Source organism: Kitasatospora sp. NPDC092286 (assembly GCF_044755565.1).
In the GTDB taxonomy this organism is placed as follows: domain Bacteria; phylum Actinomycetota; class Actinomycetes; order Streptomycetales; family Streptomycetaceae; genus Kitasatospora.
The window spans coordinates 105,988-132,835 of the sequence record NZ_JBIVRD010000020.1 but is presented as its reverse complement, the minus strand read 5'-3'; the positions used below and the strand labels follow the sequence as shown (position 1 = coordinate 132,835).

At 76.7% G+C, this 26,848-nt stretch carries 20 protein-coding genes; 14 read left to right on the top strand and 6 right to left on the bottom strand.

The annotated features are described in order from the left end of the window. Positions 1-11: 11 nt before the first annotated feature. The 4 genes from ACIQIB_RS21580 to ACIQIB_RS21565 all read left to right on the top strand — a co-directional run bounded on the left by ACIQIB_RS21580 (position 12) and on the right by ACIQIB_RS21565 (position 3,120). Positions 12-452, top strand: coding sequence for a hypothetical protein (locus ACIQIB_RS21580; protein WP_400655334.1), 441 nt, complete (start codon positions 12-14; stop codon positions 450-452). Next, entirely contained in the window at positions 449-1,171 is a 723-nt protein-coding gene (locus ACIQIB_RS21575; protein WP_400655337.1) for a glycerophosphodiester phosphodiesterase, read from the top strand. The genes ACIQIB_RS21580 and ACIQIB_RS21575 overlap by 4 nt, the downstream gene beginning before the upstream one ends. A gap of 225 nt (positions 1,172-1,396) precedes the next feature. After that, positions 1,397-1,828 (top strand): hypothetical protein, encoded by a 432-nt coding sequence (locus ACIQIB_RS21570; RefSeq protein WP_400759809.1) that lies wholly within the window; start codon positions 1,397-1,399, stop codon positions 1,826-1,828. Between the two features lie 149 nt (positions 1,829-1,977). Further along, positions 1,978-3,120 carry an AI-2E family transporter gene (locus tag ACIQIB_RS21565; protein ID WP_400759806.1) on the top strand — a complete coding sequence of 381 codons (1,143 nt, stop codon included), beginning with the start codon at positions 1,978-1,980 and terminating at the stop codon, positions 3,118-3,120. A 61-nt stretch (positions 3,121-3,181) separates the two neighbouring features. Here ACIQIB_RS21565 and gap read toward each other — a convergent pair whose 3' ends face one another. Together gap and ACIQIB_RS21555 are read right to left on the bottom strand one after the other, a co-directional pair. Next, entirely contained in the window at positions 3,182-4,180 is a 999-nt protein-coding gene (gene gap / locus ACIQIB_RS21560) for a type I glyceraldehyde-3-phosphate dehydrogenase (protein ID WP_400759802.1), read from the bottom strand. Between the two features lie 106 nt (positions 4,181-4,286). Beyond that, positions 4,287-5,243, bottom strand: coding sequence for a GlxA family transcriptional regulator (locus ACIQIB_RS21555; protein WP_400759799.1), 957 nt, complete (start codon positions 5,241-5,243; stop codon positions 4,287-4,289). A gap of 148 nt (positions 5,244-5,391) precedes the next feature. On the opposite strand from ACIQIB_RS21555, the gene ACIQIB_RS21550 reads away from it, so the two are divergent. The 5 genes from ACIQIB_RS21550 to ACIQIB_RS21530 all read left to right on the top strand — a co-directional run bounded on the left by ACIQIB_RS21550 (position 5,392) and on the right by ACIQIB_RS21530 (position 12,654). After that, complete coding sequence (locus ACIQIB_RS21550) at positions 5,392-6,279, top strand: virginiamycin B lyase (protein ID WP_400759797.1); 888 nt, start codon at positions 5,392-5,394, stop codon at positions 6,277-6,279. A gap of 172 nt (positions 6,280-6,451) precedes the next feature. After that, complete coding sequence (locus ACIQIB_RS21545; protein ID WP_400759794.1) at positions 6,452-7,537, top strand: hypothetical protein; 1,086 nt, start codon at positions 6,452-6,454, stop codon at positions 7,535-7,537. Beyond that, positions 7,537-8,199, top strand: a complete 663-nt coding sequence (locus tag ACIQIB_RS21540; RefSeq protein ID WP_400655358.1) for a hypothetical protein — start codon at positions 7,537-7,539, stop codon at positions 8,197-8,199. The genes ACIQIB_RS21545 and ACIQIB_RS21540 overlap by 1 nt, the downstream gene beginning before the upstream one ends. A gap of 4 nt (positions 8,200-8,203) precedes the next feature. Continuing rightward, positions 8,204-8,872 carry an RES family NAD+ phosphorylase gene (locus ACIQIB_RS21535; protein WP_363609881.1) on the top strand — a complete coding sequence of 223 codons (669 nt, stop codon included), beginning with the start codon at positions 8,204-8,206 and terminating at the stop codon, positions 8,870-8,872. Then, complete coding sequence (locus ACIQIB_RS21530) at positions 8,869-12,654, top strand: CHAT domain-containing protein (protein WP_400759792.1); 3,786 nt, start codon at positions 8,869-8,871, stop codon at positions 12,652-12,654. Before ACIQIB_RS21535 ends, ACIQIB_RS21530 begins: the two co-directional genes overlap by 4 nt. Before the next feature lie 49 nt (positions 12,655-12,703). Here the strand turns inward: ACIQIB_RS21530 and ACIQIB_RS21525 are convergent, their stop codons facing one another. Further along, a complete protein-coding gene (locus ACIQIB_RS21525) occupies positions 12,704-14,650 on the bottom strand; it encodes a caspase family protein (RefSeq protein WP_363609885.1) in 1,947 nt (648 codons plus the stop codon). A gap of 213 nt (positions 14,651-14,863) precedes the next feature. On the opposite strand from ACIQIB_RS21525, the gene ACIQIB_RS21520 reads away from it, so the two are divergent. From ACIQIB_RS21520 to ACIQIB_RS21500, 5 genes are all read left to right on the top strand, one after another. Then, positions 14,864-15,334, top strand: a complete 471-nt coding sequence (locus tag ACIQIB_RS21520) for a hypothetical protein (protein WP_400759788.1) — start codon at positions 14,864-14,866, stop codon at positions 15,332-15,334. A 175-nt stretch (positions 15,335-15,509) separates the two neighbouring features. Beyond that, on the top strand, positions 15,510-17,309 hold the full coding sequence (locus tag ACIQIB_RS21515; protein WP_400759786.1) for a hypothetical protein: 1,800 nt from the start codon (positions 15,510-15,512) through the stop codon (positions 17,307-17,309). Continuing rightward, entirely contained in the window at positions 17,306-17,506 is a 201-nt protein-coding gene (locus ACIQIB_RS21510; protein WP_363609890.1) for a hypothetical protein, read from the top strand. The genes ACIQIB_RS21515 and ACIQIB_RS21510 overlap by 4 nt, the downstream gene beginning before the upstream one ends. After that, positions 17,503-18,108 (top strand): hypothetical protein, encoded by a 606-nt coding sequence (locus tag ACIQIB_RS21505; protein WP_363609892.1) that lies wholly within the window; start codon positions 17,503-17,505, stop codon positions 18,106-18,108. Before ACIQIB_RS21510 ends, ACIQIB_RS21505 begins: the two co-directional genes overlap by 4 nt. Positions 18,109-18,115: 7 nt before the next feature. Continuing rightward, the gene (locus ACIQIB_RS21500; RefSeq protein ID WP_363609894.1) at positions 18,116-19,681 is read left to right on the top strand and encodes an AAA family ATPase; all 1,566 of its coding nucleotides are present in this window, start codon (positions 18,116-18,118) and stop codon (positions 19,679-19,681) included. 63 nt (positions 19,682-19,744) lie between these two features. On the opposite strand, the gene ACIQIB_RS21495 is transcribed toward ACIQIB_RS21500, so the two are convergent. The 3 genes from ACIQIB_RS21495 to ACIQIB_RS21485 all read right to left on the bottom strand — a co-directional run bounded on the left by ACIQIB_RS21495 (position 19,745) and on the right by ACIQIB_RS21485 (position 26,598). Beyond that, on the bottom strand, positions 19,745-22,705 hold the full coding sequence (locus tag ACIQIB_RS21495; protein WP_400759784.1) for an AAA family ATPase: 2,961 nt from the start codon (positions 22,703-22,705) through the stop codon (positions 19,745-19,747). Between the two features lie 251 nt (positions 22,706-22,956). Then, complete coding sequence (locus tag ACIQIB_RS21490; RefSeq protein WP_400655376.1) at positions 22,957-23,148, bottom strand: hypothetical protein; 192 nt, start codon at positions 23,146-23,148, stop codon at positions 22,957-22,959. A 306-nt stretch (positions 23,149-23,454) separates the two neighbouring features. Further along, positions 23,455-26,598, bottom strand: coding sequence for a type 2 lanthipeptide synthetase LanM family protein (locus ACIQIB_RS21485; RefSeq protein WP_400759781.1), 3,144 nt, complete (start codon positions 26,596-26,598; stop codon positions 23,455-23,457). Between the last annotated feature and the right edge of the window lie 250 nt (positions 26,599-26,848).

The window sequence follows — 26,848 nt, the reverse complement described above, 5'->3', positions numbered from 1 at the left end:
GCCGACCACCGATGTCCCATCCGCCGCTGCCGTCCACCCAGAGCGCCGTGTTCGCGGTCGAGGCGATGGCCGCCCGGCACGGCCGCGAGGTCCGCGCAAGCCACGACATCGGCCGCGACCAGACCTTCGCCGGCCTCGTCGGCGCCGACGGCCCGGAACTCGACGCCGTCCCGCACGAGGCCCTGCTGGAGATAGCGGGCCGCCCCGAGATCACCGTCCGCCTCTTCGTCCACGACGAGGCCGTGGTCACCCTCGACGGCATCGCCTTCGACGTCCCCCGGGACAGCGTGCCCGCCTTCCTCAACTCGGTCTGGACCGGCCTGGTCCACGTCAGGCAGCGGACCTTCCCGCCCTCCTGCACGCTGATCGTCACCGTGCCCGGCGAGCCCGGCTACCGCGAGGCCGTCACCTACCACCACCTGTCCCCCTGGCTCGCGGGGAAGACCCGATGAGCGCCGCCGGGACCCCGGACCCCGCCCGCCCGGTGCTCGCCGTCGCCCACCGCGGCGACCCGTACCGCCACCGCGAGAACACCCTGCCCTCCGTCGGGTCCGCGCTCGCCGCCGGCGCCGACGCCGTCGAGGTCGACGTCCAGCTCACCCGGGACGGCGTGCCCGTCCTGCTGCACGACCCGACGCTCGAACGCCTCTGGGGCGACCCGCGCCCCATCCGCCGGGTCACCCTCGACCAGCTCGACGAACTGCGCGACGGCGCCCTCGCCGTGCCCACCCTCGCCGAGGCGGTCAAGACGGTGGCCGGAACCCCGGCCGCCCGGCTGCTCATCGACCTCGACGACCCGCACCCGGCCGCCGCCACCTGGGAGGCCGTCACCGCCCTCGGTGCCGAGCGGCGGGTCGCCTTCTGCGGCCCGGCCACCGCGATGCTCGCCGTCCGCGCCCTCGCCCCGGACGCCGAGATCGCGCTCACCTGGAAGCAGCCGGGCCTGCCCGCCCGGGCGCTGCTCGACGACCTGCGCCCGCGCTACCTCAACCCGCCGTTCGGCCTGGTCACCCCCGACCTCACGGCCGCCGCCCGGGACGCCGGGCTCGCCGTCTCCACCTGGACCGCCGACCTGCGCCGCACCATGCGCCGGCTGCGCGCCGCCGGCGTCGCCTCCATCACCAGCAACCGGATCGACGTGCTGCGCTCCGTGCTGGACGGCCGCCGGTGAGCGGGCCTCCCACCCCGGGCACCCGCGCGCTGCCGCTCGTCCAGGCCCGGATCGCCGACGCGTAGGGCCCGGGTTCGGGGCTCGTTCGTGCGTTCGGGTGGTCGTGCCCCGATGGAGTGGCGGACCGCGTTTCGTCCGTGCACGGTGGGCTGGGGCCGATTGAATCGACCCGCCCATCGAACGGCGGTGTCCCGTACGGCATCGCCCACACGACTGGAGTTCTCCGTGGCACCCGTACCCAACGGCGTCTACGCCATCGCCAGGCCCGGCGAGCAGTTGCTCACCCTGCAGGGGCCGAAGGACAACGTGATCCTCGTGCCGCCCACCGGCGAGCCCGGTGAGCAGGAATGGCAGGTGGACGGGCTCGACAACGGCAACGTCCACATCCGCAACCTCCGGCAGCAGTCGTACCTGGGCTACGAGGGCCCGCCGAGAGTCAACACGCAGGTCCAGGGGGTGCCCGAGCCCAAGGAGTGGGCGCTCTACCAGTCCTCGGAGCCGTCCACCTTCTTCGTCGTCGTCCCCGGAGGTCCCGTCGAGGGCGTCGAACTGGCCGTGGACCTCAGCCTGCTGAAGATCATCCCGCACCGGATCGCACTGCGGCCGCTGGAGGTCGGCGACCAGGGGCAGGCGTGGAGGTTCGAGTTCCACGAGTGAGCCCCCCGGGCTGAACGCCCGGGCCGGTGAGGGCCGGCCCGGGCGCTGCCGTCGGCGGGGCGCGCCGCGCATCCGACAAAGCGCACATTTGATCAGATCATCTGATGGTATGGGGCGATTCGGACCAATCGACCCACACGGAGGTGGGAATGTCGGGGGAGTCCCCGTCCGGCGACGCGCCGGAGGAACACCGGGCGGACCACCGCAGGCCGTATCTGATGCTGCCGCCGGTGGTGCGGGCGGCGGCCGCCTGGTCGGCGGCGGTCATTCTGCTCCTGGCCGTCGCCGCGTTCGCGGTCTTCGCCGTGGTCGAGCTGCGGGCCGCCACCGTCCCGGTGATCCTGGCGCTGCTCGGCACCTCGCTGCTCCACCCCGTGATGTCCTGGATGGTCCGACGCGGTGTCAGCCGGGGTGTGGCCGCCGGGCTGACCTGCGCCGTGCTGGTGGTCGCCGTCGGCGGCGTGATCGCCCTGCTGGTCAACTCGCTGGCGCACAGCGCCCCGCAGATCGCCGCCGCGCTCCAGCAGGCCGGTGACCGGCTCGCCGAATGGCTCGGGCCCGTCGGCGAGAAGATCCGCCACGCCCTGGACAACGCCAAGGGCGAGACCAACTCTCTGGTCTCCGCCCTCACCAACAGCGTGATCTCCGGCCTCGGCCTCGCCACCCAGATCCTCACCGGCGGCGTCCTCGCGCTCGCCCTGGTCTTCTTCTTCCTCCGCGACGGCCACCGTACCGGCGAGGCCGTCCGCTCCTACCTCCCCGCCCGCACCGCCGAAACCGTCATCGCCTGCGCCGACCGGGCCTTCGAGGCGATGGCCGGCTTCATGCGCGGCACCACGCTGATCGCCCTGATCGACGCCCTCTTCATCACCATCGGGCTGCTCCTGCTCGGCGTCCCGGGCGCGCCCGGGCTCGGCGCCCTGGTCTTCATGGGCGCCTACATCCCGTTCGTCGGCGCCTTCCTCTCCGGGACGGTCGCCGTCCTGGTCGCCCTCGCCGACGGCGGTCTGGGCACGGCCGCCTGGGCGCTCGGCATCGTCCTCGCCGTCCAGGCCATCGAGGGCAACGTCCTCCAACCCCTCATCCAGAGCCGGACCGTGGAGCTCCACCCGGCCACCATCATGGTGGCCGTGGTCGCCGGAGCCGGTATCGCCGGCATCCTCGGGGCCCTGATCGCCGTCCCGCTCTGCGCCGCCGGGGTCGGGATCGTGTCCGTCCTGCGCAAGGCCGCCGGCCCGGGGCCCGGCCCGGCGGTGGAGCCGGGCCCGGAGCCGGACCCGGGCCCGACGTAGCGGCGTGGCCGGGGCCGAAGGGTGCGACGGGGAGCGCCCGGAGGGCCGCCCCGGTCTCCGGTCAGCCGGCGGCGAGGAGTTCGAGCGTATCGATCACGCGGTTCGAGAAGCCCCACTCGTTGTCGTACCAGGCGACCACCTTGATGTGGCGGCCGTCGACGCGGGTGAGCGCCGAGTCGAAGATCGACGAGGCCGGATTGCCCGTGATGTCGGACGACACGAGCGGGTCGTCCGAGTACTCGAGCACGCCGGCGAGCGGCCCGCGTGCCGCGGCGCGGTACGCCGCCAGCACGTCCTCGCGCGTCACGTCGCGGGCGACGGTCGTGTTGAGTTCGACGATCGATCCCACCGGGACCGGCACGCGGATCGAGTCGCCCGACAGCCTGCCGTCGAGCCTCGGCAGCACGAGGCCGATCGCCTTGGCGGCGCCCGTCGTGGTCGGCACGATGTTGACGGCGGCCGCGCGGGCCCGGCGGGCGTCGCGGTGCGGACCGTCCTGGAGGTTCTGCTCCTGCGTGTAGGCGTGCACCGTCGTCATGAAGCCGTGCTCGATGCCGGCGAGATCGTCGAGCACCGCGGCCAGCGGGGCAAGGGCGTTGGTCGTGCAGGAGGCGTTCGAGACGATCGTGTGCGTGGCCGGGTCGTACGCGTCGGTGTTGACCCCGAAGGCGAGCGTGACATCGGCGCCGTCCGCCGGCGCGCTGACGAGCACCCGCTTCGCGCCCGCGTCGATGTGGGCGCGGGCGGCCGTGGCCGATGTGAAGCGGCCGGTCGCCTCGAGCACGATGTCGATGCCGAGCCCGGCCCACGGCAGCCGCGCCGGTTCGCGCTCGGCGAGCACGGTGATGCGGCGGCCGTCGACGACGAGGGCGTCCCCGTCGACGGTCACCGGGCGGCCGAGCCGGCCCGCCGTCGTGTCGTAGGCGAGCAGCCGTGCGAGGGCGGCGGGCTCCGTGAGGTCGTTGACGGCGACGACCTCCAGGTCGCTGTCGCGTTCGAGCAGTGCGCGCAGCACATTGCGTCCGATGCGGCCGAATCCGTTGATGGCGATGCGAGTCATGAGTGGCGTCCCTTGTTCGGTTCGCCATCAGGTTCTCGCGCGGCATCCGCCGGTGACAGCGGCGTGATCGCCACGGTCCGAAAGGATCGCGCCACGTGGTGGCGGGCTACTCGCCCTGGGCGAAGGTGCGCCGGTACTCGCTCGGCGTGGTGCCGAGGATGCGCTGGAAGTGCAGCCGCAGATTGGCACCGGTGCCGAGGCCGACGTCGGCGGCGATCTGCTCGATGCTCCGCTGCGAACGTTCGAGCAGCTCACGGGCCACGTCGATGCGGGCGCGCATGACCCACTGCATCGGCGTGTACCCCGTGTCCTCGACGAAGCGGCGCGAGAACGTGCGCGGCGACACCGCCGCGTGCCGGGCCAGCACATCGAGGGTGAGGGGCTCGCCGAGCCGGTGAAGCGCCCACTCCCGGGTGGCGGCGAACCGCTCGCCGAGCCCCTCGGGCACACTGCGCGGCACGTACTGCGCCTGGCCGCCGCTGCGGTAGGGGGCGGCGACCAGGCGCCGCGCCGCGTGGTTCGACGCGGACACCCCCAGGTCGCCGCGGAGGATGTGCAGGCACAGGTCGATGCCCGAGGCGGCGCCGGCCGATGTCAGCACGCTGCCCTCGTCGACGAAGAGAACGTTCTCGTCGACCTGAACGAGCGGACGCTTCGCTTTGAGCGCCCGGGTGTAGTGCCAGTGCGTGGTGGCGCGTTTGCCGTCGAGCAGGCCCGTGGCGGCGAGCGCGAAGGCGCCCGTCGAGATGGCGGCGAGCCGCGCGCCCCGGTGGTGGGCGGCGATCAGCGCGTCGACGACGGCCTGTGGCGGGTCGTCACGGTCCGGGTGCCGGTAGCCGGGGACGAAGACGATGTCGGCCCAGACAAGCGCGTCGAGGCCGTGGGCGACGGAGTACGAGAGACCGTCGCCGCCGGTCACGAGGCCGGGCGCCGCGCCGCACACCCGTACCTCGTACGGCATGCTCGCGCGGGTCGTGAACACCTGCGCGGGAATGCCGACATCGAGAGGCTTCGCGCCTTCGAGCACGAGGACGGCGACGCGATGCGGGGGTGAGGCTGGCACGGGAACGAGGGTACGCGGGGGTGCGGGGGGCGCATCGGCCCGGCAGACTTCCGGCCCCGGTCGCCACGGGGTTGCCGCCCGGGGAGCCCGCGTGCGAGGATCGGCCCTAATGCGACAGAAGTCGTGATAGTGAGAGCCGGGGGGTCTGATGGAACGGCGTGTGTTCGAGCGGTTCGCGGTCGCGGACGGGGCGGCCGGACCGTACGGGATCACCGCCGGGCCGGACGGGGCGCTCTGGTTCACCCTGGTGCACGCCGGGGAGATCGGGCGGCTGGCCGCCGACGGGACGGTGCGGCGGTTCGGGCTCGGCGCGCCGGGATGCGGGCCGTCGGTGATCACCCCCGGGCCGGACGGCGCGCTCTGGTTCACCCGGATGCGGGACCACCGGATCGGGCGGATCGACACCGGGGGGCGGGCGTGCTCGTACGAACTGCCGACGGCCGGGGCCGGTCCGTTCGGGATCACCGCCGGGCCGGACGGGGCCCTCTGGTTCACCGAGCTCAACGCCGACCGGATCGGCCGGATCACCGTGGCGGGCGAGGTGACGGAGTACCCGCTGCCGGTCACCGGCGCCTTCCCGTCGATGATCGCGGCCGGGCCGGACGGCGCGCTCTGGTTCACCCTCAACCAGGCCGATGCCATCGGCCGGATCACGCCCGGCGGCGAGACCACCGTGCACCCCCTGCCCACCGCCGGGGCCGCTCCCGTCGGCCTCACCGCCGGTATGGACGGCGCGCTCTGGTTCGTCGAGATCGGCGCCGGCCGGCTCGGCCGGATCACCGTGGCGGGCGAGGTGACGGAGTACCCGCTGCCCGACCGCGCCGCCCGCCCGCACGCCGTCGCGGCCGATCCGGCGGGCCGCCTCTGGTTCACCGAGTGGGGCGCCGACCGGATCGGCTGCCGCACCCCCGACGGCCGCATCGCCGCCTACGAACTGCCCGTCCCGGGCTCCGAGCCGCACGGCATCACCGTCGGGCCGGACGGCGCCGTCCACGCGGCCCTGGAGACCGGCGAGATCGTCCGACTGGCGCCCTGATCCGACGGCCGGTCAGGACGGCGCGGCCGCACGGGCGGTGGCGGCCGGGCCCCGGCCGGGCCCCGACCGGGCTTCGGCCGGGAAACGACCGGTCGGCGACCGGAGGCACCGGTTCAATGGGACGGGTGGCCGCGACTTGTCGGCCCCGACCGGCGGTGCCATTCTGTCCGGCATGCCGCCGAACGACCTCGATGACCATGCGTCGGTTCTGCGGGAGGTACGGGAGGTGCGGCGACTCGGCCTGGTCCGGCTGCGGGACGCGCGGCTGCCGCTGCTGACCCGCGCCGCGGCCGGGAACGCGCCCCAGCCGGGCCGGCCCGCACCCGCCCTCGTCGAACACCTGCTGCGCGCCGCCACGGCCCGGATCGAGGCCGGCTCGCTGCGCACCGCCGCCGAGTACAGCCTCGGCCTGGCGCAGGGCACCCGGGACTGGCCGCCCGCCGACCGGCGCAAGCGGGCCGCCGGCGTCTACGGGGTGAGCGTCGAGCGGTTCCGCAAGCACCACGAGGTGCTCGTCCTGGGTGAGGTCGCCGAGCAGGTCCTGCGCATCGCGGCGGGCGCCGCGACGGGCCCCGCGGCCGGGGAGCGGCCGTTCGCGGCCCGCCACCGGACGCTCCACGTGCGGGCCGGCGGCACGGCCGGGACGGTCACCCTGCATGTGCACCCGGTCGACCTGCTGCGCGACGTCGACGTGGTGGTCTCGCCCGCCAACACCTATCTGGCGCTGCCGGAGACGTACAAGTCGTCGGTCGCCGCCGCGCTCCGCCGGGCCGGTGCGCGGCGCGGCCCGGCCGGGGACGTCGTCGAGGACCTCGTCCACGACGAACTGCGGGCCTGGGCCGCCCGGAACGGCGTTTCGGGGCGGGCGGTCCAGCCGGGCACCGTGGCCGCGACCGGTGCCGGGGCACTGGAACGGCAGGGCGTGCGCCGGATCTACCACGCGGCCGTCGCGGTACCCCGGGCGGGGACCAACGACTACGACGTGCTGCCCGCCGACGTCACCAGGGCCGTCGCCCGGGCGCTGGCCCTGCTCGCCGAGGAGTCCGCAGGCTTCACCCCGCCGCTGCGGTCGGTCTGCCTGCCGCTGCTGGGCTCCGGGCGCGGCGGACTGCCGTACGCGGTCAGCCTCGCCGCGCTCTGGGCGGCCGTCGAGGCGGAGCTGGCGCGCGGCGCCGGCTGGGACATCCACCTGGTGGTGCGCGGCGGCGTGGCGGCCGCGCTGGTGGAACGGTTGATGACGACGGGGGGAGGGCCCTGATGGATCCGCAAGCCGTACTGGCGGCGGCCGCGGCCGACTGGGAGCGGCTGGCCGCACTGATCGGCGCCGAGGGGCTGCGACGGCTCGCCGGGCCGCTCGGCGCGATGAGGGACACCGGGACGAGGGACCCGGCGGACGGCCGCCCGGCCGAGGCCGCGGCCCGGCTGCTGCTCGACCTGCTGCCCGCCGACGAGGCCGGCCGGCTGGACCGGGCCGCCGGGGCCAGGTACACGACCGCGGCCGCCGACGGCACCGCCGCGGACTTCCGCGCGGACGACCTCGCGGTGCTGGTCCTGGACGGGCACCGGATGGTCGGCCCCGTCCTCGGGGAGGTCCGCCGCCGGCTGCTCGCGGCCACCGCGGTGGACCGGGCGGAGCTGGACCGGCTCGGCGGCGACCCGCGGGCCCCCGGACTGCTGCGGCTGGCCGGCCCCGGCGGGCACGAGCGGCTGCCGCGCTTCCAGTTCGACGCCGCCGGCCGGCTCCGGCCCACCGTGCTGGCGGTCAACACCCTGCTCGGCGCCGACCGGGACCCGTGGGGCGTGGCCGACTGGTGGCTGTCGCCCAACGCCTGGCTCGGGGCCGCTCCGGCGGAACTGCTCGGCACCGGCCGGGAGCACGAACTGACCGATGCCGCCGGGTATCTGGCGGAGGGGGAGTAGCACCGTGGTGAACGTCCGACCGCCCCGGGAACTCCCCGGCGCCCCCGCCCGGCTGACCCTGCCCGCCGGTACCCCGCTGTTCCGCCTGCACTCGGCCCGCCGGGCCGCCACGGCCTTCAACCCCGCGCCCGCCGACTGCCTCTACGGCGGCGGCCGGTTCGACGCCACCCGCTGCGACCGGTACGGCTATCTCTACGCCGGGCTCACCGCCGAGTCGGCCGTCTGCGAGTCGCTGCTGCGCTCGGTGCCGTTCGACCCGGCCGGCACGCCCCGTCTGGTGCCGCGGGCCGCCGTGCGCGGGCGGCGGCTCTCCTTCCTGCGGCTGGCCGCCGATCTGGAGGTGCTCTCCCTGCTCACCGGCCGGGACCTGGCGAGCGTCGGCCAGGACTCGTGGCTGGTCCAGGCCGAGGCCGCGGAGTACCCGTTCACCCGGCACTGGGGTCACTGGATCCGTGAGCACTGCGACCCGTGGGCCCAGGCCTTCGTCTGGCCCTCCAAACGGGAACCGGGGGACCGGGTGGTGGTGCTGTTCGGTGACCGCTGCCCCGCCGACGCCCTGGTACGGGCGGACACCCCGCCCGTCGACCTGGACACCGCCGAGGGCACCCGGTGGCTCGACCTCCTCCTGGAGCCCTACCAGGCCAGGGTCGCCCCGGCGGAGGACGGGCGGTGACCGCCGGGGGCGGCGGGCCGCTGGATCAGGACGGACTGGTGGAGCAGGACGGACTGGTCGGCCTGGTGCTGGAGGCCCGCGCCCTGCGCGCGCGGTACGGCGAGGTCGCGGACGAACCGCCCGGGCGGCGGCGGGAGTTCCTCGACGCGGCGGTGCGCCGGCACGAGGAGGTGCTGCCGCACGCCCGGCCCGGCGGCCCGGAGGCCGCGGAGCTGCACGAGGGTCTCGGGCTGCTGCACTTCGAACGGTACGCCGCCGGCGGCGGGGCGCCCGACGCCGAGCGCTCCGTACGGCACCTCCGGGCGGCGCTCGACGCCGCACCGGAGGACAGCGACCTGCCGCTGCTCCGGTTCGAACTCGCCCGCTCCCTGATGGCGCACGGTCAGGAGAGCGCGGGGCGCGAGCCGTTGGAGGAGGCGCTGGCCCTCCTCGGCCGGGCGGTGGACGACTCCGGCGACGGTCCGGCCGGGCCGCCCCGGTGGCGGCGGGACGCGGTGGCCCGACGGATCGTGATCCGGACGGTGCTGCTCTGGAGCTGGCAGGACGACGGCCAGATCGGGCCCGCGATGGGCGAGTTGGAACCCCTGCTGGCCGAGCCCGGCGCTCTGGACGAGCTGCCCCCGCCCTTCGTCGGCGTCTTCGGCCGGCTGCTCCACGAGCAGGCCGCCCGGCGCGCGGACCCGGCCGGACGGGACCGCGGTATCGGCCTCGTCCAGCTGGCCGTGGAGCGCTGGCAGCCGCAGTGGCACGGACCGGTCGCGGGGGAGGCCGTCCTGCTGGCGATGCTCCAGAAGACCCGCTACGACGAGGACCGCGACCCCGGCCGGCTGACCGCCGTGCTCGACGGCACCACACGGGCGCTCGCCGCCGAGCACCTGGACCCGGCCCTGCGGCCGGTGATCAGGGCCCTGGACGGCTGGACCCGCCAGGAGCTCGCCGAGCGCGTCCCCGGCTCGGTGGAACCGCCGGCCGCACTGGACCAGGACCTGGGCGAGGCCTTCCGGGAACTGCTCGGCATCGTGGAGGCGGGGGAGACCTTCGTCGGCTTCACCGACGCCGGTGCCAACGCCACCCTGCGGGGGATCGGCGGGCGGGACCGGCTGCGCGCCGAGTTCGAGCGGCTCTTCGCGCAGTGGCGGACCATGGACCCGGCCGACGCGCGGTACGCCCCGTTCGCCCGGCAGCTGCTCGAACTGATCCCCGTCTTCCAGCCGTTGGGCGTCGACGTCCCGCCCGAGCGGGCCGCCGCGCTGTTCCGGGCCGCGGCCGCGGCGGAGCGGGACCCGGCCGCCCTCGGTGTGCTGCACCTCCGCTACGGCCACGTCCGCCTGCTCGCCGGCCTGGCGGGCGACACCGCGGCCCTGGCCGACGCCGTCGAACACCTCGACACCGCGGCCGGCCTGATCCCCGAGACGGACAGCGGGCACCGGGAGGCCCTCGCCACCCTGCGCGCCATGGCCCTGGCCCAGCGCGGACAGGTGACCTCCGGGGTCGACGACCTGGAGGCCGCGATGGCGGCCCTGGCCCGGCAGCGTGAACTCCCGGACACCACGCCGTATCTGCGCCGGCTCCTGGACGCGCAGCTCGCCGGGCTGGAGACGCTCCAGGCCGCCCGGCGCGAGGACCTGCCGACCGCGGAGCGGGCCGTCGCCCGGCTGGCCGAACTGTACGCGGCGCTGGAGGAGGGGGATCCCGCCCGCGGCGAGGTCTGGACCCAGCTGGAAGGCGCCCGGGTGGCGCGGGACCACGTCGCCCGCGCCCTCGGCGTCCCCCCGCGCGCCGAGCCGGGGCTCGGCCCTCCCACCCTGGCGGAGCTGCGCGGGCTGGCGGCCCGGCTGCCGCGCGGGCAGCGGGCCTGGGTGCTCGGCGACGGTGGCCTCACCCGGGTGCGGCACGCGCGGGACTACGACCCGAAGCTCCTCGACGAGGCGGCCGAACTGCTCCGGGAGGCCATCGGCCTGACCGACGAGGGCACGGACGACTGGCTGCGCTACACCGGCGCGCTGGGCAGCACCCTCTGCACCCGGGCGGCGGGGCGGGGCGACCGGGCCGGGCTGGACGAGGGCATCGCGCTGCTGGAACGGGCGGCCGAGCTGGCGGGCGGGCCGGAGCACCGGCTCTGGCCGGTCGTCGGCTCGACGCTGGGCCGCGCCTACCGCACCCGCGCCGACCCGGCCGCGGACGACCGCCGGCGCGGGCGGCGGTGCGGGCTGGACGCGGTGCGCGGCTACTCCTGGCTGGCGCTGCTCCAGTCCGGCACCCGGCAGGCCGCCGAGGCCACCGGGCTCGCCACCGACATCGCGCTGGAGGTGGCCGCCTGGTGCCTCGCGGACGACGCGCCCGAGGACGCGGTGGCGGCCCTGGACTCCTGCCGGGGGCTGGTCCTGCACGCCGCGACCACGTCCAGGTCCGTCCCCGAACTGCTGGACGCCGCAGGCCTGCCGGACCTCGCCGGGGAGTGGCTGGCCGCCGCGGGCGGGCCCGGTGGGGCGGCCGACGGCGTGCCGAGCGAACTGCGCCGCCGGGTCCTCACCGGTCTGACCGGTGCCGACCACGGGCGGACGCCCGCGCGGCTGCTCGCCACGCCCACCCCGGCGGAGATCGGCGCCGCCCTGGTCACGCTCCGCGCGGACGCCCTGGTCTACCTGGTGCCCGCCTCCGACGACCACCCGGGGGCCGCCGTGCTGGTCACCGCGGACGGTGCGGCGCACTGGCTGCCGTTGCCGCTGCTGCGCGAGGACGCGGCGGCGCTGCGGGCCTATCGCCCGGCCGGCCCGGCGGCCCGTGACCTCGGGCCCGCGCCGTCGGCCGGCGCCCCGTCCGGCCCGCCGCCGTTGCGCCGGCGGCTCGACCGGCTCTGCTCCTGGGCCTGGTACGCGGCGCTGCGGCCGCTGCTGGACCTGCTGGTACCGCCCGCCGGGCGCAGCCGTCCGCCGTCGCTGGTCCTGGTGCCGATGGGCGGGCTCGACGTGGTGCCCTGGCACGCCGCCTGGTCGGAGCCGGAGACGGCGGGCCGGCGCCGGTACGCCCTGGAACGGGCCGAGATCTCCTACGCGGCCTCGGCCCGCCTGTTCTGCGACGTCGCCGCCCGCCCGGCCGTCCCGCACGACGGCAGCGCGCTCATCGTCGGTGACCCGACCGGGGACCTGTGGTACGCGGGCGAGGAGGCCGACGCCGTCCAGCGGGTCTTCTACCCGCGCGGCGCCTTCCACGGCCGCCGGGCCGGGGCGGGTACGGCCGGGGTGGACGGCCCGGGCACCCCGGCGGACGTGCTCGGCTGGCTGCGCTCGGGGGCGGGCGCGGGCGGCGTCCTCCATCTGGCCTGCCATGCGACGGTGGCGGCCAACCAGCACCACAGCTCGTATCTTCTGCTGAGCGGCGGGGAGCTGGCGGCCGAGGAGCTCACCGGGGCGGCCGGGCGGCCGGCAGGCGGGCTCGAACTCGTCGTGCTCGCGGCCTGCCGCAGCCATGTCTCGGGGCGCGGCCGCAATGAGGCGTACAGCCTGGCGACGGCGTTCCTGGTGGCCGGCGCCCGTTCGGTGGTCGGCTCGCTGTGGCCGGTGCCCGACGAGGCGACCTCGGTGCTGATGTTCATGACGCACCACTTCCTCCGGGTGGAGGCCGAGCCGCCGGGACGGGCGCTGCGGCGGGCCCAGCTCTGGATGCTGGACCCGCACCGCAGACCGCCGCCGGGCATGCCGGCGGAGCTGGCCGCGCGGTCCGCGGCGGTGGAGCCGGACGACCTGTCGGCCTGGGCCGGGTTCACCCATCTCGGCCGGTGAACCACGGCCGGCCCGGCACGGCCTCGGCCCGGTCCCGGCCCGGGACGCCTCAGCCCGGGACGACGGTGCGCAGCGCGAGGGTCAGCGCCGCCCACCGGCCGGCGGCCGGGGGTCGCGCCGGGCCCAGGTCGCGGGTGCCGGCCGGCGGGGCGGGGCGGAACACGCCGTCGGCCCCGTCGGCCCCGTCGGCCGTGCCCCGGTCGGCCGGCCCGTCCTGTTCCCAGGCTCCGAACTGGAAGGGCAGGGTGTTCAGTTCGCCCTCCGCGACGATGAGCTTGAGCCAGTCCCTGGCCTGGGCGCCGGGCCGCGGCGGCCGGCCGGGCGGCAGTCGCAGGTGCACCGGCTCGCCGTCCAGCGCGTGGCCGGTGCCGCCGGGCGCGACGAAGTGGCCGGGGAACAGGGCCGGGGAGCTGGCGTAGCTGTCGGTGAGGTTGAGCAGAACGCACCAGAGCGGACGGCGGCGCGAGCGGTTGCGGATCCGGACCGAGACCCGTGGTTCGCGCGGTCCGTCCGGGCCGTCGCCGTAGTGGCAGAGGATCTCCCCGGAGCCGTCGGGTGTGACGGCCGCGGCGCCGTCCCAGGGCACGACCTCGATCCGGGCGAGCGAGCCGAAGGACGGGTCCGGATTGGCGAGGTCCCGCAGTTGGTGCCAGCGGGCCAGGTGGACCAGGCAGCGGGCGATCCGCCGGGCGTCGTCGGCTCCGGCCAGCGGGAGCGGCGGGACGGCGGGCGAGCCGTCGCGCAGCAGGATCCGGGCCCGGCCCTCGTGGACCGTCACCCGCAGCAGGGTCCCGCTCGCGGCCGCGGCCCGCGGGACGGTCCGCAGCAGCGGCGAGGGCCGGCCGCCCGGGCCCGCCGAGGCGAGCGCCGCGGCCAGCCGGGCCACCGCCCCGGACCGGGCGGCGGGAGCCTCCAGCAGGACCGAGACGGGCGGCAGGGCGAGCGCGGAGAGCGTCACCGGGTGGGCGACGGCGGGGTCGGGGCCCGGCCCGGACGGGTCGGCCGGCTCGACCAGGGTGCGCTCGGCGTGGACCTCCCGGGTGGCCAGGACGCACGGCGGCGTGCCGTCGGAGGGCAGGGTGGTCCACTCGGTGGCCAGGCCGGCGCTGCCGGTGGGCAGTCCGTGGCCCGCGCCGCAGTCCACCTGCCAGCCGGAGCCGCCGAGGCTCAGCAGGTACGGGCCGGGTCGGTGCGGGGCGCCGCCGAGCAGCGGGCGGTCGGCGGGGCCGCCGGCGTCGGTCGGCCAGAGCACGGGGTGCTGGCGGTCGCCGGAGCGCTGCACCCGGGCGTGGGCGGCCGCGAGGAGCCGTCGGCAGCTGAGCGCCGGGCCGCCGTGTTCGCCGAGCGCGCCGAGCAGGGCATGGGTGAAGACCCCGTGCCGCCGTCCGTCGAACCAGTCCTCGTAGGCGGGCTGGTTCAGCCGGGCGGCCGCCAGCAGGACGTGGCCGGGGCCGGGGCCGGCCGTCGGGCCACCGCCTGCCGCGCGGACGGGGGCCGCGACGGGCGCCGACGCGTGCCAGGACGGGTCCGGGGGCAGATACCGGGGCGTACCCGCCGCGTCCCGGGTGGCGCCGCCGGCGAAGCAGCAGTCCAGCACCGCGGTGACCTGCGCGCCACCGGCCGCGACCCCGTCCAGCAGGGGCCGTAGCAGTTTGTCCGGCAGCGGGCCGTCGGCGCAGACCAGGGCCTGGCAGCGGCCGGTCGGCTCGATCCGCTGCTCCTCGGCCGTGGCGGCGAACTCGGTGCCGTGGCCGGAGAACCAGAACAGCGCGGTGTCCCCGGGACCGGCCTGCCCCAGGTGCTCGCGGATGCCCGCCACGACGGACCCGAGGGTGGCCGCCCCGTCCAGCAGCGAGCGGGCGCGGACCTCGACGCCGCGCTGCCGGCGCAGCCAGGTCCCGGCGGCCGCCACGTCGTTGACGCAGCCGCCGAGAGCGGGCCAGTCGGCCGACGGGTACGTGTTGATGCCCACCAGGAGTGCGTAGACGGTCGTCATGGGCAGAGTCTGGCAGGCGCGTTGGGTGCGCCGGGGCGCGGACCGGGGTGTGAACCGGGCGGAACGCGGTTGTCTCCTGGTCGTCTCCCGGTCGTCTCCCGGGCAAACGGTGCCCCTCACCAGGCGGGCTTCGCAATGATGGGGGCGATCACTATTCTTCTCCACCGCGCCGTCCGACCGGACGCGCGGTCGCAGGACCAACTCGGGGGATCCATGGCCAGTTTCGAACAACCCCGGCGGGTCGTCCGCCCGGTGCCCACGGAGCAGGACGGGGCCGGCCTGCGGCCGCCGGTGCGGACGAGCCCGCCCCGGCCCGTCGCGGCGGGCGAACGGCTGAGCCGCCGGACGGACGAACTGCTGGACGCCGTCGCCCGGTTGGACGCCGGGCTGGAGCCGGGCGCGGCGAGGGACCTGGCGCGGTGGCTGGCGGACCGGTACGGCAGTGCCCACGGCGGTGTGCCGCTGGGCTTCCTCGCCACCTGCCGGCTCGGAGCGCCCTACGTCGACCACCAGTTGACGCTCGATCACGCGGTGCTGCGGCACTTCGCGCCCGGTGACCCGGTGCCGGAGCCGTTCCGGGCCGCGCGGATGCTGGTGCGCACCGGGGCGTACGCCTATGTCGAGGTGTACAGCGACGGCCTGCTCCTGCCGGTGTTCGCCGACGGAGGGGTGGTCCGCCCGTGAGCCCGTGCCGCACCCGCGGGTTCCTCGTCCGCCCGCGCCACGTCCGCCGGGACTTTGTCCGCCCGGGCTCCGAACGCCCGGGCTCCGAACGCCCGGGCTCCGAACGCCCGGGCTCCGAACGCCCGGGCCCCGAACGCCCGCGCCACGCACCGGAGCGCCGTCGAGGGGGAGCCGTATGAACGAGATCGACTTCGTCCTGCGCCGCCAGCTCGCGGACGTCGACCGGCAGGTCAGATACGTCCAGGAACAGGTCGGCGGGCTGGTCGGGAAGGTCGACGCGGTCGGCGCCGCCCAGCACCGGGCGCACGGCGAACTGCGGCAGCTGCGCGACGACTTCCTCGCCTTCGTCCGGCAGTTCGAGCTCTCCTCCAACGTGCAGCGGGCCGAGACCAGGATCGGCGTCATCCAGGACGAGATGGACCACCGGTTCGGCCACCACCGGACCGTCCGGCGCACGGCCGTGGGCATGCTCCAGGCCTTCGACCTCGGGGTGGTCTCCGAGGAGACCGTCCGCGCGGTCAGCGAGCAGCTCATGATCCAGACGCCGCGCTACTGGCTCGCCCCCGCCCTGGTCGCCCTCGCGAGCTGGGCCGCCGACGACCCGGGGCTCTGCGACCGGGCCGTCGAGGAGGCGTTCCGGCGCTCCCCGGGCCGCACCTCGCTCTTCTTCGCCCTGGTGCTGCGCCGGCAGGGCCGCCTGGACCCGGCCGCCCGCTGGCTGCGGCACTACCTGCTCGCCCAGGACCCGGCGGCGCTGGGCCGCGAGTTCACCGTCATCCTGGAATCCGTGGCGCAGGGGGCGTTCGGTCCGGCCAGCCGCGCCGTCCTGGCGGACACCATGACGGTCTGGCACGAGCGGCTCGAAGCCGACCCGGGGGCCAGGACCGCCCAGGTCCGCCGCTGGCGGGCCGCGCTGGACGCCCTGCCGACGCCCGCCGGCGGCGGCGAGTTCCCCCGGCTGGCCGCGGTCTCCCCGCAGTGGCCGCAGCTGGGCGCCGCGCTGGGCGCCGCACGGGCGCAGCGGACCGTCCTCGACACCTACCGCGCCGTCATGACCGGGGAGCCGACGTCCCACCCCCGGCTGCTGGACGCGATCGACGACATCCTGGACCGCCTGGTCGGCGAGTACGACGCCGAGGAGCTGCCGCTGCGGCGCGACCTCGCGCTGCAGCGGGCCGTCGTGGAGCACGACGGGGACGTGGACGCCGCCCGGCAGGCCGTCGCCGTGAACGCGGCGGGTCTGGAGCCGGCCATGGACCTCCTCAGCCTGCAGTCGACCGCCGCCCTCACCCCGGCCGCGATCGGCGCCTCGCCCGCCACCCGGCGGCTGGCCGTCGCGGCCTGCCGGGAGTGGTTCACCGAGGCGCACGCCGGCTTCGGTCGCGACTACCGGATGGCCCAGCCGTCCGACGTCCAGGTCGTCCTGGGCGCCGCCCCCGGGCCCGCCCCGGCGGGGCCGCGGATCCCCCCGTGGACCGGCTCGCTCAACACCCCGCAGGCGGAACTGGAACAGTCGCTCGGCCGGCACTGGGACGAGCACACCCGGCCCCTCGTCCAGTCGCTCGTCTTCCCGCTCCGCCGCCACCTGCTGCTGCTCGGCGGCGTCCTGCTGGCGATCGTCCTGCTGCTCGGCCGCGCGGACGCCGCCCGCGCCGCCGGTCTCGCGACCGTGGTCGGCGGGATCTGGGGCGTCCTGCTGTACGTGCGCCACCGGCGGTCCGCCACCGCGCTGGCCGCCGCCCGCAAGGCGCTCGCCCACAGCCGGGAGGAGGCGTTCCGGGACCTGCGCGCGGCGGCGGCCGAACTGACCGACTGGCAGAGCGCCTTCCGGGCGGCCGACGCCGTCGAGGCCGAGGTCAGGGCGATGCTGGCCGACCTGGCCACGGCCGGCCACGCCCGGAACCCCTACGACGGGCGCTCCGTCCGGCCGGACGCCTCCGGATCGTCCCACCCGCCGCGAGGAGGCACCCGGTGACCGACCACCAGCCGAACGTCCCGCCGCCGCCGCGCCGGCCGCCGACCACCCCGTGGGCGGCCGCGCCCCGGGCCGGTGGTCCCGAGCCCGCCGCGCCCGCCACCGGCCGGCTGCGCCGGATCGTCGACCGGCTGCCGGACTGGGAACCGCTGCCGCCCGGCGAGGCCCTGGTCCGCCGGCCCGGCAGCGCGTCATGAGGTTCCGCCGGACCGCCCGGCAGCCGCGGCAGGCGCCGCCCGGCGGCGAGTACCAGCGCTGGGCGGACTACCTGGAACGCTGGTCCGAGGGCGCGCCGGAGGACCCGGACGGCCTGCCGGCGCTCGACCCGGCGCGCTACCCGGCCGACACCCTGGCGCGGCTGGCCGGGCGGATCTCCGAGGCGCTGGGCGCGCGGTTGCAGGGCTGGTCCGACGCCCTGGTGTCCGCGCTCAACGCGACCGGCGACGAGTTCGCGTTCGGCCGGGCGCTCACCCAGGCGCGTACCGGGCTGCACCGGATCCGCGCCCTGGCGGCCCACCCCGGTCTGCCCGAGGACCTGCGCACCCGGCTGACCGCCACCGTGGACGAGCAGGTCCGGCGTGTCCAGGAGGACCTGGAGCGGGGCCTCGACCGCCGCAGCGCCGCGGGCCGGGACCCGGGGTGGGTCGAACAGCGCCGCCGCACGCTGCGCGACAACCCGCTCACCGCCGTCCTCGCCCAGCGGCCCCCGGCCGATCCGGCCGGCTGGGCCTACGACCACGCGGCGGCCCCGGGCCGCCGCGTCGTCCCGGGCACCCCGCCCCGCCCACCGAAGGACTGACGCCACCATGCCGAACTACGCCGAGAGCCTCGCGGACCTCGACAGCTACCTCACCGCGCGGGTGCCGGTCATCGGCCTGCGCAGCATCGAACAGCAGCGCGCGCTGCGGCTGGTGACGGAGATCGCCACCCGGCCGCGCCGCAGCGGCCAGCAGTTCTGGATCTACACCAGGGCGACCGGCCTGCGCGATCTGCGGACCAACAGCACCGTCCAGGACGACCGCTCGCTGACCGGGGCGATGGAGTTCGCCGCGGCCCAGTTCACCAGCCGGGCGCAGGCCACGCTGATCCTGGTGGATCCGGACGGCCTGGAGAACGACACCCCGTTCACCCGCCATGTCGCCGAGCTCGCCCGGCTCGCCGACGCCAACGCGGGCTGCATCGTGCTGATCACCGACAGCCCGATCTGGAGCGGCCTGCAACGGCTCGGGATGAGCCTGCAGCTGGACCTCCCCGACGCCGACGAGATGTACCGCACCGTCACCGGCTTCCTGGACGACCACCGCGGCGTGGTGCCGATCGACTGGAGCGAGGACGACGCCCGGCGGGCGGCCGAGTTCCTGATCGGCGTCACCGAGGCGGAGGCGGTCAACCTGATGGCGACCGTGGTCGCCCGCGGGGCCGTCCGGCGGGAGGACGTGATGGTGCTGGCCAGTGCCAAGGACCGGATCTTCAGCGATCTGGCCGGGCTGGAACGGGTCCAGCTCAAGGACGCCGACTACGCGGTCGGCGGGCTCGCCAGCCTGCGGGCCTGGCTGGACCGCAAGCACCGGCTGATGCACGCCGACCTGCGCGGCAGCGGGCTGCGGCCGCCGCGCGGCGTCCTGCTGGTCGGTGTGCCGGGGTGCGGCAAGTCGCTCTCGGCGAAGGCGATCGCGTCCCAGTGGCGGCTGCCGCTCTACCGGCTGGACATGGCGAGCATCCACGGCAAGTACCTCGGCGAGTCCGAGGGCCGGATGCGGGAGGCGCTGGACACCGCCGACCGGGTGTCGCCGTGCGTGCTGTGGATCGACGAGATCGAGAAGGGGCTGGCGGGCCGCAACGACGGGACGGGCGTGCCGCAGCGCGTCATCGGGCACTTCCTGTTCTGGCTCCAGGAGTCGCGGTCCCGGGCGTTCGTCGTCGCCACCGCCAACGACGTCCGGGGGCTCCCCCCGGAGCTGCTGCGCAAGGGGCGCTTCGACGAGCTGTTCTTCGTCGACCTGCCCGACCCGCAGGACCGCCGGGAGATCATCGAGCTGTACTACCGGCGCTACCTCAAGGCCGAGCCGGCCGGCGACCAGGTGGACCTGCTGGTGGACCTCTCCGAGGGCTTCGCCGGGTCGGACATCGAGGCGGCCCTGCACGAGGTCGGCGCCGAGGTGTTCCTCAACGGCGGCGCCGAGCGGCTGAAGCCCTCCTTCGTGCTGGACACCTTCGCCAACACCACACCGTTCAGCCGGACCAACCCGGAGCGGATCGAGGAGATCCGCGCCTGGGGCCGTGACCGGGCCGTCCCGGCGGGGCGTTCGACGGTCGCCGGGCCGGCCGGGCCGGCCACCGGCGGCCGGCGGGTGGTGTTCATGGGGGACTGACCGGGCCGCCCCCGTCCGGCTGCCCGGGCGGGCCTGCCGGATCCGGTGCGCGCCGCCCGGCCGCTACCCGCGGGTGTCGAGTTCGGCCGCGAGTTCGCAGAGCGCCGCGCGGTCCGGGCGGCCGGTCTTGCCGAGCAGGTTCGCCATGTGCTTCTCCACGGTGCGCGGCGAGATGGACAGGTTCCGTGCGATCTGCTGGTTGCCGGGCCGGTCCGCGAGCATGACGAACACCTCGTACTCGCGCAGCGTCACCCCGCAGGCCCGCAGCCGGGCCGGGATCTGGTCCCGGCCGCCGCGGTGCTGGGCGACGCTGGCCCCGGCCCGGCGCAGCAGTGCCCGGCAGGCCCCGGCCACCGGCTGGATCTCGGTGTCGTGGAAGTACTCCTCGGCGGTGCGCAGCCAGGACACCGGGTCGCCCCAGCCGTCGGCGAGCGCGGCCTCCGCGGTGAGCCGCAGCGCCAGGTGGTGGGCGAGCGGGAACGGCCCGGCCGCCGCGCGGGCCTCCTCGACCGCGCGGGCGGCGTCGTCCCGGCGGCCCTCGCGGCCGAGCAGGACGGCGTCGGCGAACCCCAGGAACTGGCGGTTCCAGGCGAGTTCGGCGGCCGGGGCGGCGGCGGCCTTCTCGAAGTCGGCGCGTTCCCAGGCGCCGTCCGTGACCTCCAGCAGCGGGTGCAGTCCATGCCGTCCGGCCAGGTAGAAGACGCTCGGGTGCTCCTCCTCCCAGGCGAGGCCGGCGGCCAGTTCGGCCCGGGCCCCGGCGCGGTCCTCGGCCAGCAGCGCGCCGACGGCCCGGCAGAGGCCGTACCGCAGCGGCATCAGGAGCGACTCCTCGCCGCCGGCCTGCCGGAACCGGGCCAGCTCGCGCTCCATCTCGCGGCCGCGGCCCAGGTGGGCGGCGAGGGTGGCGGAGGTGAGCAGCAGATAGCGGTGCGCGGAGAGGTTGCGCAGCCGGGCGGTGGCGTCCAGGCAGCGGTCGATGATCTCCCGGCCGGTGCGCCACTCGCCGCGCAGGACGGCGTTCATGGCGAGCAGCCCGTCCACGGTCTGGGTGAGGACGATCGCGCCGAGCCCGGCGGCGGCCTCCCTGGCCCGTTCGAGCCGGGCGCCGTCGCCGGTGCGCATGAAGGCGTTGGCGCCCAGGCGCAGCAGCGCCTCCACCCGCCAGACCGGCAGGGCGTGGGCCTCGGCGACGGCCAGCATGCGCTCCAGGCAGGCGTCGGCCGCGTCGAAGCCGCGTTCGCGGGCCAGCAGGGCGAGCAACTGCCAGGCCTGGCAGGCGACCACCGGAAGGCCGGCCCGCTCGGCCACCTCGGCGGCCCGGCGGGCGCGCCGCTCGGTCTCGACGAGCCGGCCGCGTCCGTCCGTCCCGCCCTGGCTCTGGTCGGGGAACAGCGCCAGATGGCCCTCCACCACGGCGAGGGCGGCGTCCTGTTCGGGGCGCGGGCGGGTGCCCGAGAGGGCCCGGGCGGCGGCGATCTGCGGGACGGCCTCGGTGATCCGCTCGACCATCACGGCCACCCAGGCGAGCCGGGTGTGCAGGTGGATCCGCCGGTCGACGGCGTCGGAGCGGCCGGCCGCCGGGTCGGCGTGGACCGGCGGAAGGGTGCGGACCAGCTCGAACGCCCGGTCCAGCTGCCCGGATTCGGCCAGGGCCAGCAGCAACCGCTCGGTGACGGCGGTGCGTTCGGCGTCTCCGGCGAGCTCGTGCGCGCGTTCCAGCAGGACCACGGCGGACCCGGCGGCGCCCGCCTCCAGCACCCGCCGTCCGGCCTCGGCGAAGTGCACGGCGGCGCCGGCCCGGTCGCCGCTCGCCAGCAGCAGGGAGGCGACCAACTGTCGCCTTTCGTCCATGAGTTCGGGATCGGCCCGGATGATCGCCCGGGCCGCCCGGCGGGCCACGGCGGCCCGTTCGGCGGGTGCCAGGGCGGCGGTGACGGCGTCGGCGGTGAGCGTGTGCCGGAAGGCGTAGCGGTCGGGAGCGGCGCCGTCCGGCACGATGACATTGGCCTCGGAGGCGGACCGCAGGTTGCTGAAGAGCGTCCGGTCGTCGTACCCGGTGATCAGCTGGACGGTGGCCACCGAGAACCGGCTGCCCAGGGTGGCGGCGGTCAGCAGCAGTTCGCGCACCTGCGGGTCGAGCTGGTCGATCCGCCGGCCCCAGCTGCGGACGATGGTGCTGGGCACTCCGGTGCCGAGACCGCCGATCACCTGCCACCGCCCGTCCTCGCGCCGCAGTGCCTCCGAGGCGAGCATGTCGGCGAGCAACTCCTCGACGAGGTAGGGGGATCCGTCGGCGCGCTCGACCAGCTGGTCCAGTACGGCCGCGGGCACCTCGGCGGTCTCGGCCTCCAGGACGGCGGCGGCCATCGCCCGGACGTCGGCGGGCGGCAGCGGCCGCAGCTCCGCGACGGCGGCCGCCCGCCGCCGCTCGGCGGCCCGGACCAGGTCCAGCGCCGGGCCCGGCTCCGCCCGCAGGGTGCCGACCAGCAGCACCGGCAGGCCCGCCAGGTTGTCGACCAGGTACTCCAGGACGGCGACCGTCTCCGCGTCGGTGTCGTGCAGGTCCTCCAGCAGCAGGACGCAGCCGTGCTCCCGGCCGAGCACCGCCAGCAGCCGCAGCAGCGCCTCGGCGAGCTCGACCACCGTCTCCGGGTACGCGCCCGCCCCGGCCGCCGCGGCGGCCTCACCGCGCCACTCCGGCACCAGCCGGGCGAGCGCGGGACGGTACGGGTCCAGCTCCGGGTCGGAGGGCGTCCCGGAGGCCCGGAAGCGCGAGGAGAGCGCCTCGATCAGCGGCCGGAACGGTGTCACCGTCCCGGTCGAACTGCCCCGGCCGCGCAGCACCGGCAGGCCGAGCCCGTACGCCTGGAACGCGCACTCCCCGGCCAGCCGGGACTTGCCGATACCGGCCTCGCCGAGCAGGAAGACCGCCCGTCCGGACCGCTGCCGGGAGGCGGCCAGCGCGCTGCTCAGCAGGCTGGTCTCGGCTGCCCGGCCGACGGTGATCGACGAAGTGGTCCGCATGGCCGCAGGCTACTTGACGGCCCATCCGTTCTGTAGGGTATTGAACCGGCCACTGCGCGGGCACACGGTCGTCACAGGTCGATTACCGTGCGCCCGCATCAGGGGCGCCCCGGTCCGCTCCGCCACCGGGGCGCTGCCCGGTCCCCGGTGGCGGACGGCCGGCCGCGTCGTCGCGGGCGGACCGCCCGGTGGGCGTCGCGGGGAGTCCCCGCGGTGCCGGCGACGTCGTCGGGTGCCCTCGTCGGCGCAGGTCAGATCGGTACGGTCATGGTCGGGAACTCGAAGACCGGCGGCACCGCGCCCCCGCCTCCGGCCAGCAGCTGGGAGCGCAGGCCCAGCCCGCCGCCCGCCCGCAGCCGGATGTCACCCGCGGGGTGGTCGACGGCCTCGTCCGGCCGGCCCTCCGGCCGCTTCCAGCTCAGCACCAAGTCGCTGTCGTTCATGCGTTCCTCTACTCCCATTCGTCGTTGAAGTGAGTGGTTTCCAGGGGGTGGTACCGGAGCAGGCCCCGGTACCCGGGCGAGGGTGCTCGCCCGCCGCGCCGGCCCGCTCGTACGGACTCGTGCTCGGCGGCACCCGGCCGTACCGAGTCCTGCCGAGTGCCGCTGGGTCGTACCGAGCCGTACCGAACGGTGAACGGTGGAGCGGTCAGTGCGGCCCGCGGGCCGGTGTCGGTCGAGTGGCAGGGGTGGTCACGAGGGCCGGTCGCCGGGGCGGCCGCGGGGCCGGGGTGTCGGGGCGGCGGGCGGTCACGGGGCCGGGCGGGCCGGTGCGGGCGCCCGGGGGCGGAGCAGCAGGGCCGGCGGCACCCGCTCGGGGAAGCCGAGCCGCAGCAGTCCGTGCCCGATCCCGGCCAGCCCGGTGAGCAGCCCCGGATGCGGGACGAACTCCGGGGTGCCGCACCGCGGCCCGTCCTGGTCCACCCCGGCCAGCAGCGCGCCCGCCCGCCGCACCCAGGGCGTCCGCCCGGACGGCGGCCCGCCGCGGCCGAGCAGCTCCAGCACGCCCAACTCGCCGTGGCAGAGGCTGTGGTCGGGCAGCGGCGCGGCGCGCGCGGTGTTCCGGACGGCGCGCTGCGCCCAGTCGGCGAGCCCCTGGTCGGCCAGGGCGGCCGGGCTGTCGGTGACGGCGAGCGCGGTGCCGGGCCGGCCGCGGCACCAGGAACCCTCCCGGGACCGGAGGGCGGTGGCGGCGCGCAGGGCGGCCAGGCCCGCGTGGTGGTACGGCCCGCCGGCGGGCTCCGCGGCGGCCTCGGCGAACCGCAGCAGCGCCCAGCCGACGCCCGCCGAGCCGTGGGCGAAGCCGGTGACGGCGGGTGCCGGTACGGCGGTGAGCCGCTCCGCGCACAGGGCGGCGGCCCGGAGCGCCTCGGACCGGCCGGTGGCGGAGTGGACGGCGAGCATCGCCGCCAGCCCGCCGGCCGTGCCGCTGTGCACGCCGGTGTCGGTCTCGCGCTCGGCGGCGGCCGCGGTGAGCGCCACCGCGGGGCCGGTCCACTGCCGGATCAGCGGGTCGTCCAGGGTGCGGGCGATCTCGGTGAGCGCGTAGGCGATGCCGCCGAGCCCGGCGAACGCGCCCGAGCCGACGGCGGCCGGCCCGTCGGGGTGCCCGCCGAGGGTCTCCAGCAGGGCGGGGAGGGGGGCCAGCGCCCGGCGGGCCACCTCGGCGTAGCGGTCGGAGCCGGTGAGCTCGGCGAGTTGGGCCAGGAACAGCGCCGTGCCGGTGTACCCGCCGGCCAGGTCGGCGCCGAGCGGCCGGACCCGCCAGTACCGCTCGGCGAGCAGCTCCAGGCCGAGCCAGTTGGTGCGGGACCGGCCCCGGTAGGCGAGGGCGACCAGCTGGTCGCCCACCCCCCGTGCGGCCGTGAGGAGTTGCTCGGGCTCGGGCGCGGTGGCCCAGACGTTCTCGGGCACCGGCCGCCCGGGCCGGTGCGCGGGGGTGCCGGCGGCGCCCGCCATGGCCGCGCGGATGATCCATTCCTGGTCCTTGCGGTCCACGCCGCCCAGCGCGGCGAGTTTCGCCTCGGCGCGCGCCAGCCCGGGCTCGCCCAGCTCGCCGGGGAGCCGGAGCCCGGTGGCGGTCCACAGGTCGCGGCTGCCGGGACGGGTGGTGAACAGCGGGACGTCACCGGCCCACAGGTCGGTGAGCTCGTGGTCGGCCAGCCCGGGGCGGCCCGGGTCGCCCACCGCGTCCGTCCGCAGCAGTTCCAGGACGGCGCTCCGGGCGGCGGCGTCGCGCAGGACGTCCGGGTGGGTGGACTCGTCCAGCAGCCGCGCGTAGACCCGGGTGGCCCGCGGTACGACCCGCACCTCGTCCCCCGCGAAGGCGTTCAACAGGCCCTCCGGCCCGACGAGTTGGTCGCGGCCGGCGGCGAGCGCCGCGTAGCCGGCCCGGAAGCCGGCCACCAGCTCCTCGGTGTACCCGGCCGGATCGACGGGCGCGCCGCCCAGCCGCGGCCGGTTGCGGGCCTCGCCGAACGGGCGGGCGCGCCGCACCAGCCGCATCTCGTCGGTGCCCGCGCCCGCCCAGTCCACGCCCTCCACCGGGGACGAGGCCGGCCGGCCGCCGCTGCCGCCGCCGATCCCGGAGACGTCCACCGCGCCGTCGTCGCCCAGCAGCAACTGCGGTAGCAGCCCCACCCGGTGGACGGAGCCCTGGAGCGCCCGGGCCGCCGGATCCTCCCCGGGGCCGGCCGGGGCCGACGGGTGGAACAGCGTCTCCACGTCCACCAGCACCGGCTGGTCCCCGCAGGCGACCAGGTTCTCGAAGTGCAGGTCGGTGCCGTCCAGGACGTGCAGCAGCGCCAGCAGCGCGCCCTGCCGCCGGTAGAACCGCTCGACCTCGTACCCGGTGTGGCAGGGCCGCGCCTCGGCGTACTCCGTCCAGCCGTAGCCGACCCGGTCGAGCACGGCGAGCGCGCGCAGCCGGGGCACCCCCGGCTGCGCGTTGTACCAGCCGAGCAGGCCGTTGAAGTGCCGGTGCGCGGCCGGGGGCCGGGGGCGGTGGACGACGGCGGTGCCGTTGGCGAAGTGCAGCACCGCGACCGTACGGCCGCGCCGGTGGCGGTCGCCTGCCTCGGACTCCAGGGCCACCAGCGGCCCGGGGTCGGTGCCGCGCAGGAGTCCGGAGACCAGCAGCGGCCGGTCGGCGGCGAAGTGGAGGAGCAGTTCGGCGTGCGCGTCGGCGGTGTCCAGGCAGGTCTGGGCGAGCAGCCGGGCCAGTACCGGGTACTCGCGCAGCAGGGCGGCGAGCCCCTCGCGGCGGGCGGTGAGCGCCAGGAAGGAGCGGAACCGCTCCTGCGGGGTGCCGCCGCTGAGCCGGCCGCTCACCCGGGCCACGTTCAGCTCCAGCACCAGCGTGCGGGCGGCGATCCGGCTGAGCCGCCCGGTGAGCCGGGCGGTGAAACCCGCGCGGAGGGCGGGCAGGTCGAGGTGGTCCCCGGCCCGGACGTCGCGGGGGAGCGCGGCGAGCAGCCGGACCAGGGCGCGCTCGGCGAAGGGCGCGAGGACGAGGGCGAAGCCGCTGAGGCCCGGGTACCCGACCCTCGGCACGATGGGCCGCACGGGTGCGGCGGCGACGGCGGCCTCGGTGAACGCGGCCCAGTCGGGACGGGTCCCGGGGACCGGCTGAGCAGGCGTCAGCCCGCGCTGCCACCAGGGCGACCGGGTGGCGCGGCCGGTCCGGCGCCGAACCGGCAGCGCGCGGGCCGGGAGCTCACGCGCGGGGAGTTCGCGCACCGGGAGGTGGGGTGCCTGGAGGCCGCGCGTCTGGAGGCCGTGGACCGGGGGCTCGCCGGGCATCGGAGTGTGCGGGGTCGGAACGGCTGCGGTGGCCACCGGTGCGACCGGGCCCTGAACCGGTACGCCGCCCCCGTCGAGGCGCGCTCTGCGCACGGCGTTCACCTCAGCCACCACCGCACCTCCGATGCCGGGAGGGGGCGCGCTGCCGTCGAAGACGCTGCCCCCCGGTGCTGATCCTTGCCCCGGCGTGGCCACCGGGGCATGGGGGACCGGCCCCCATCTTTGTGACGTTCGGCCCGCATGATCCGGGGCCGGACGCCCGGGTCGGGCGGGATGGCCCGGCTGCGGCCGGTCGGTGGCGGGCCGGTGGCGGCTCGGTGGTGGGTCGGGGACGGGTCGTGGC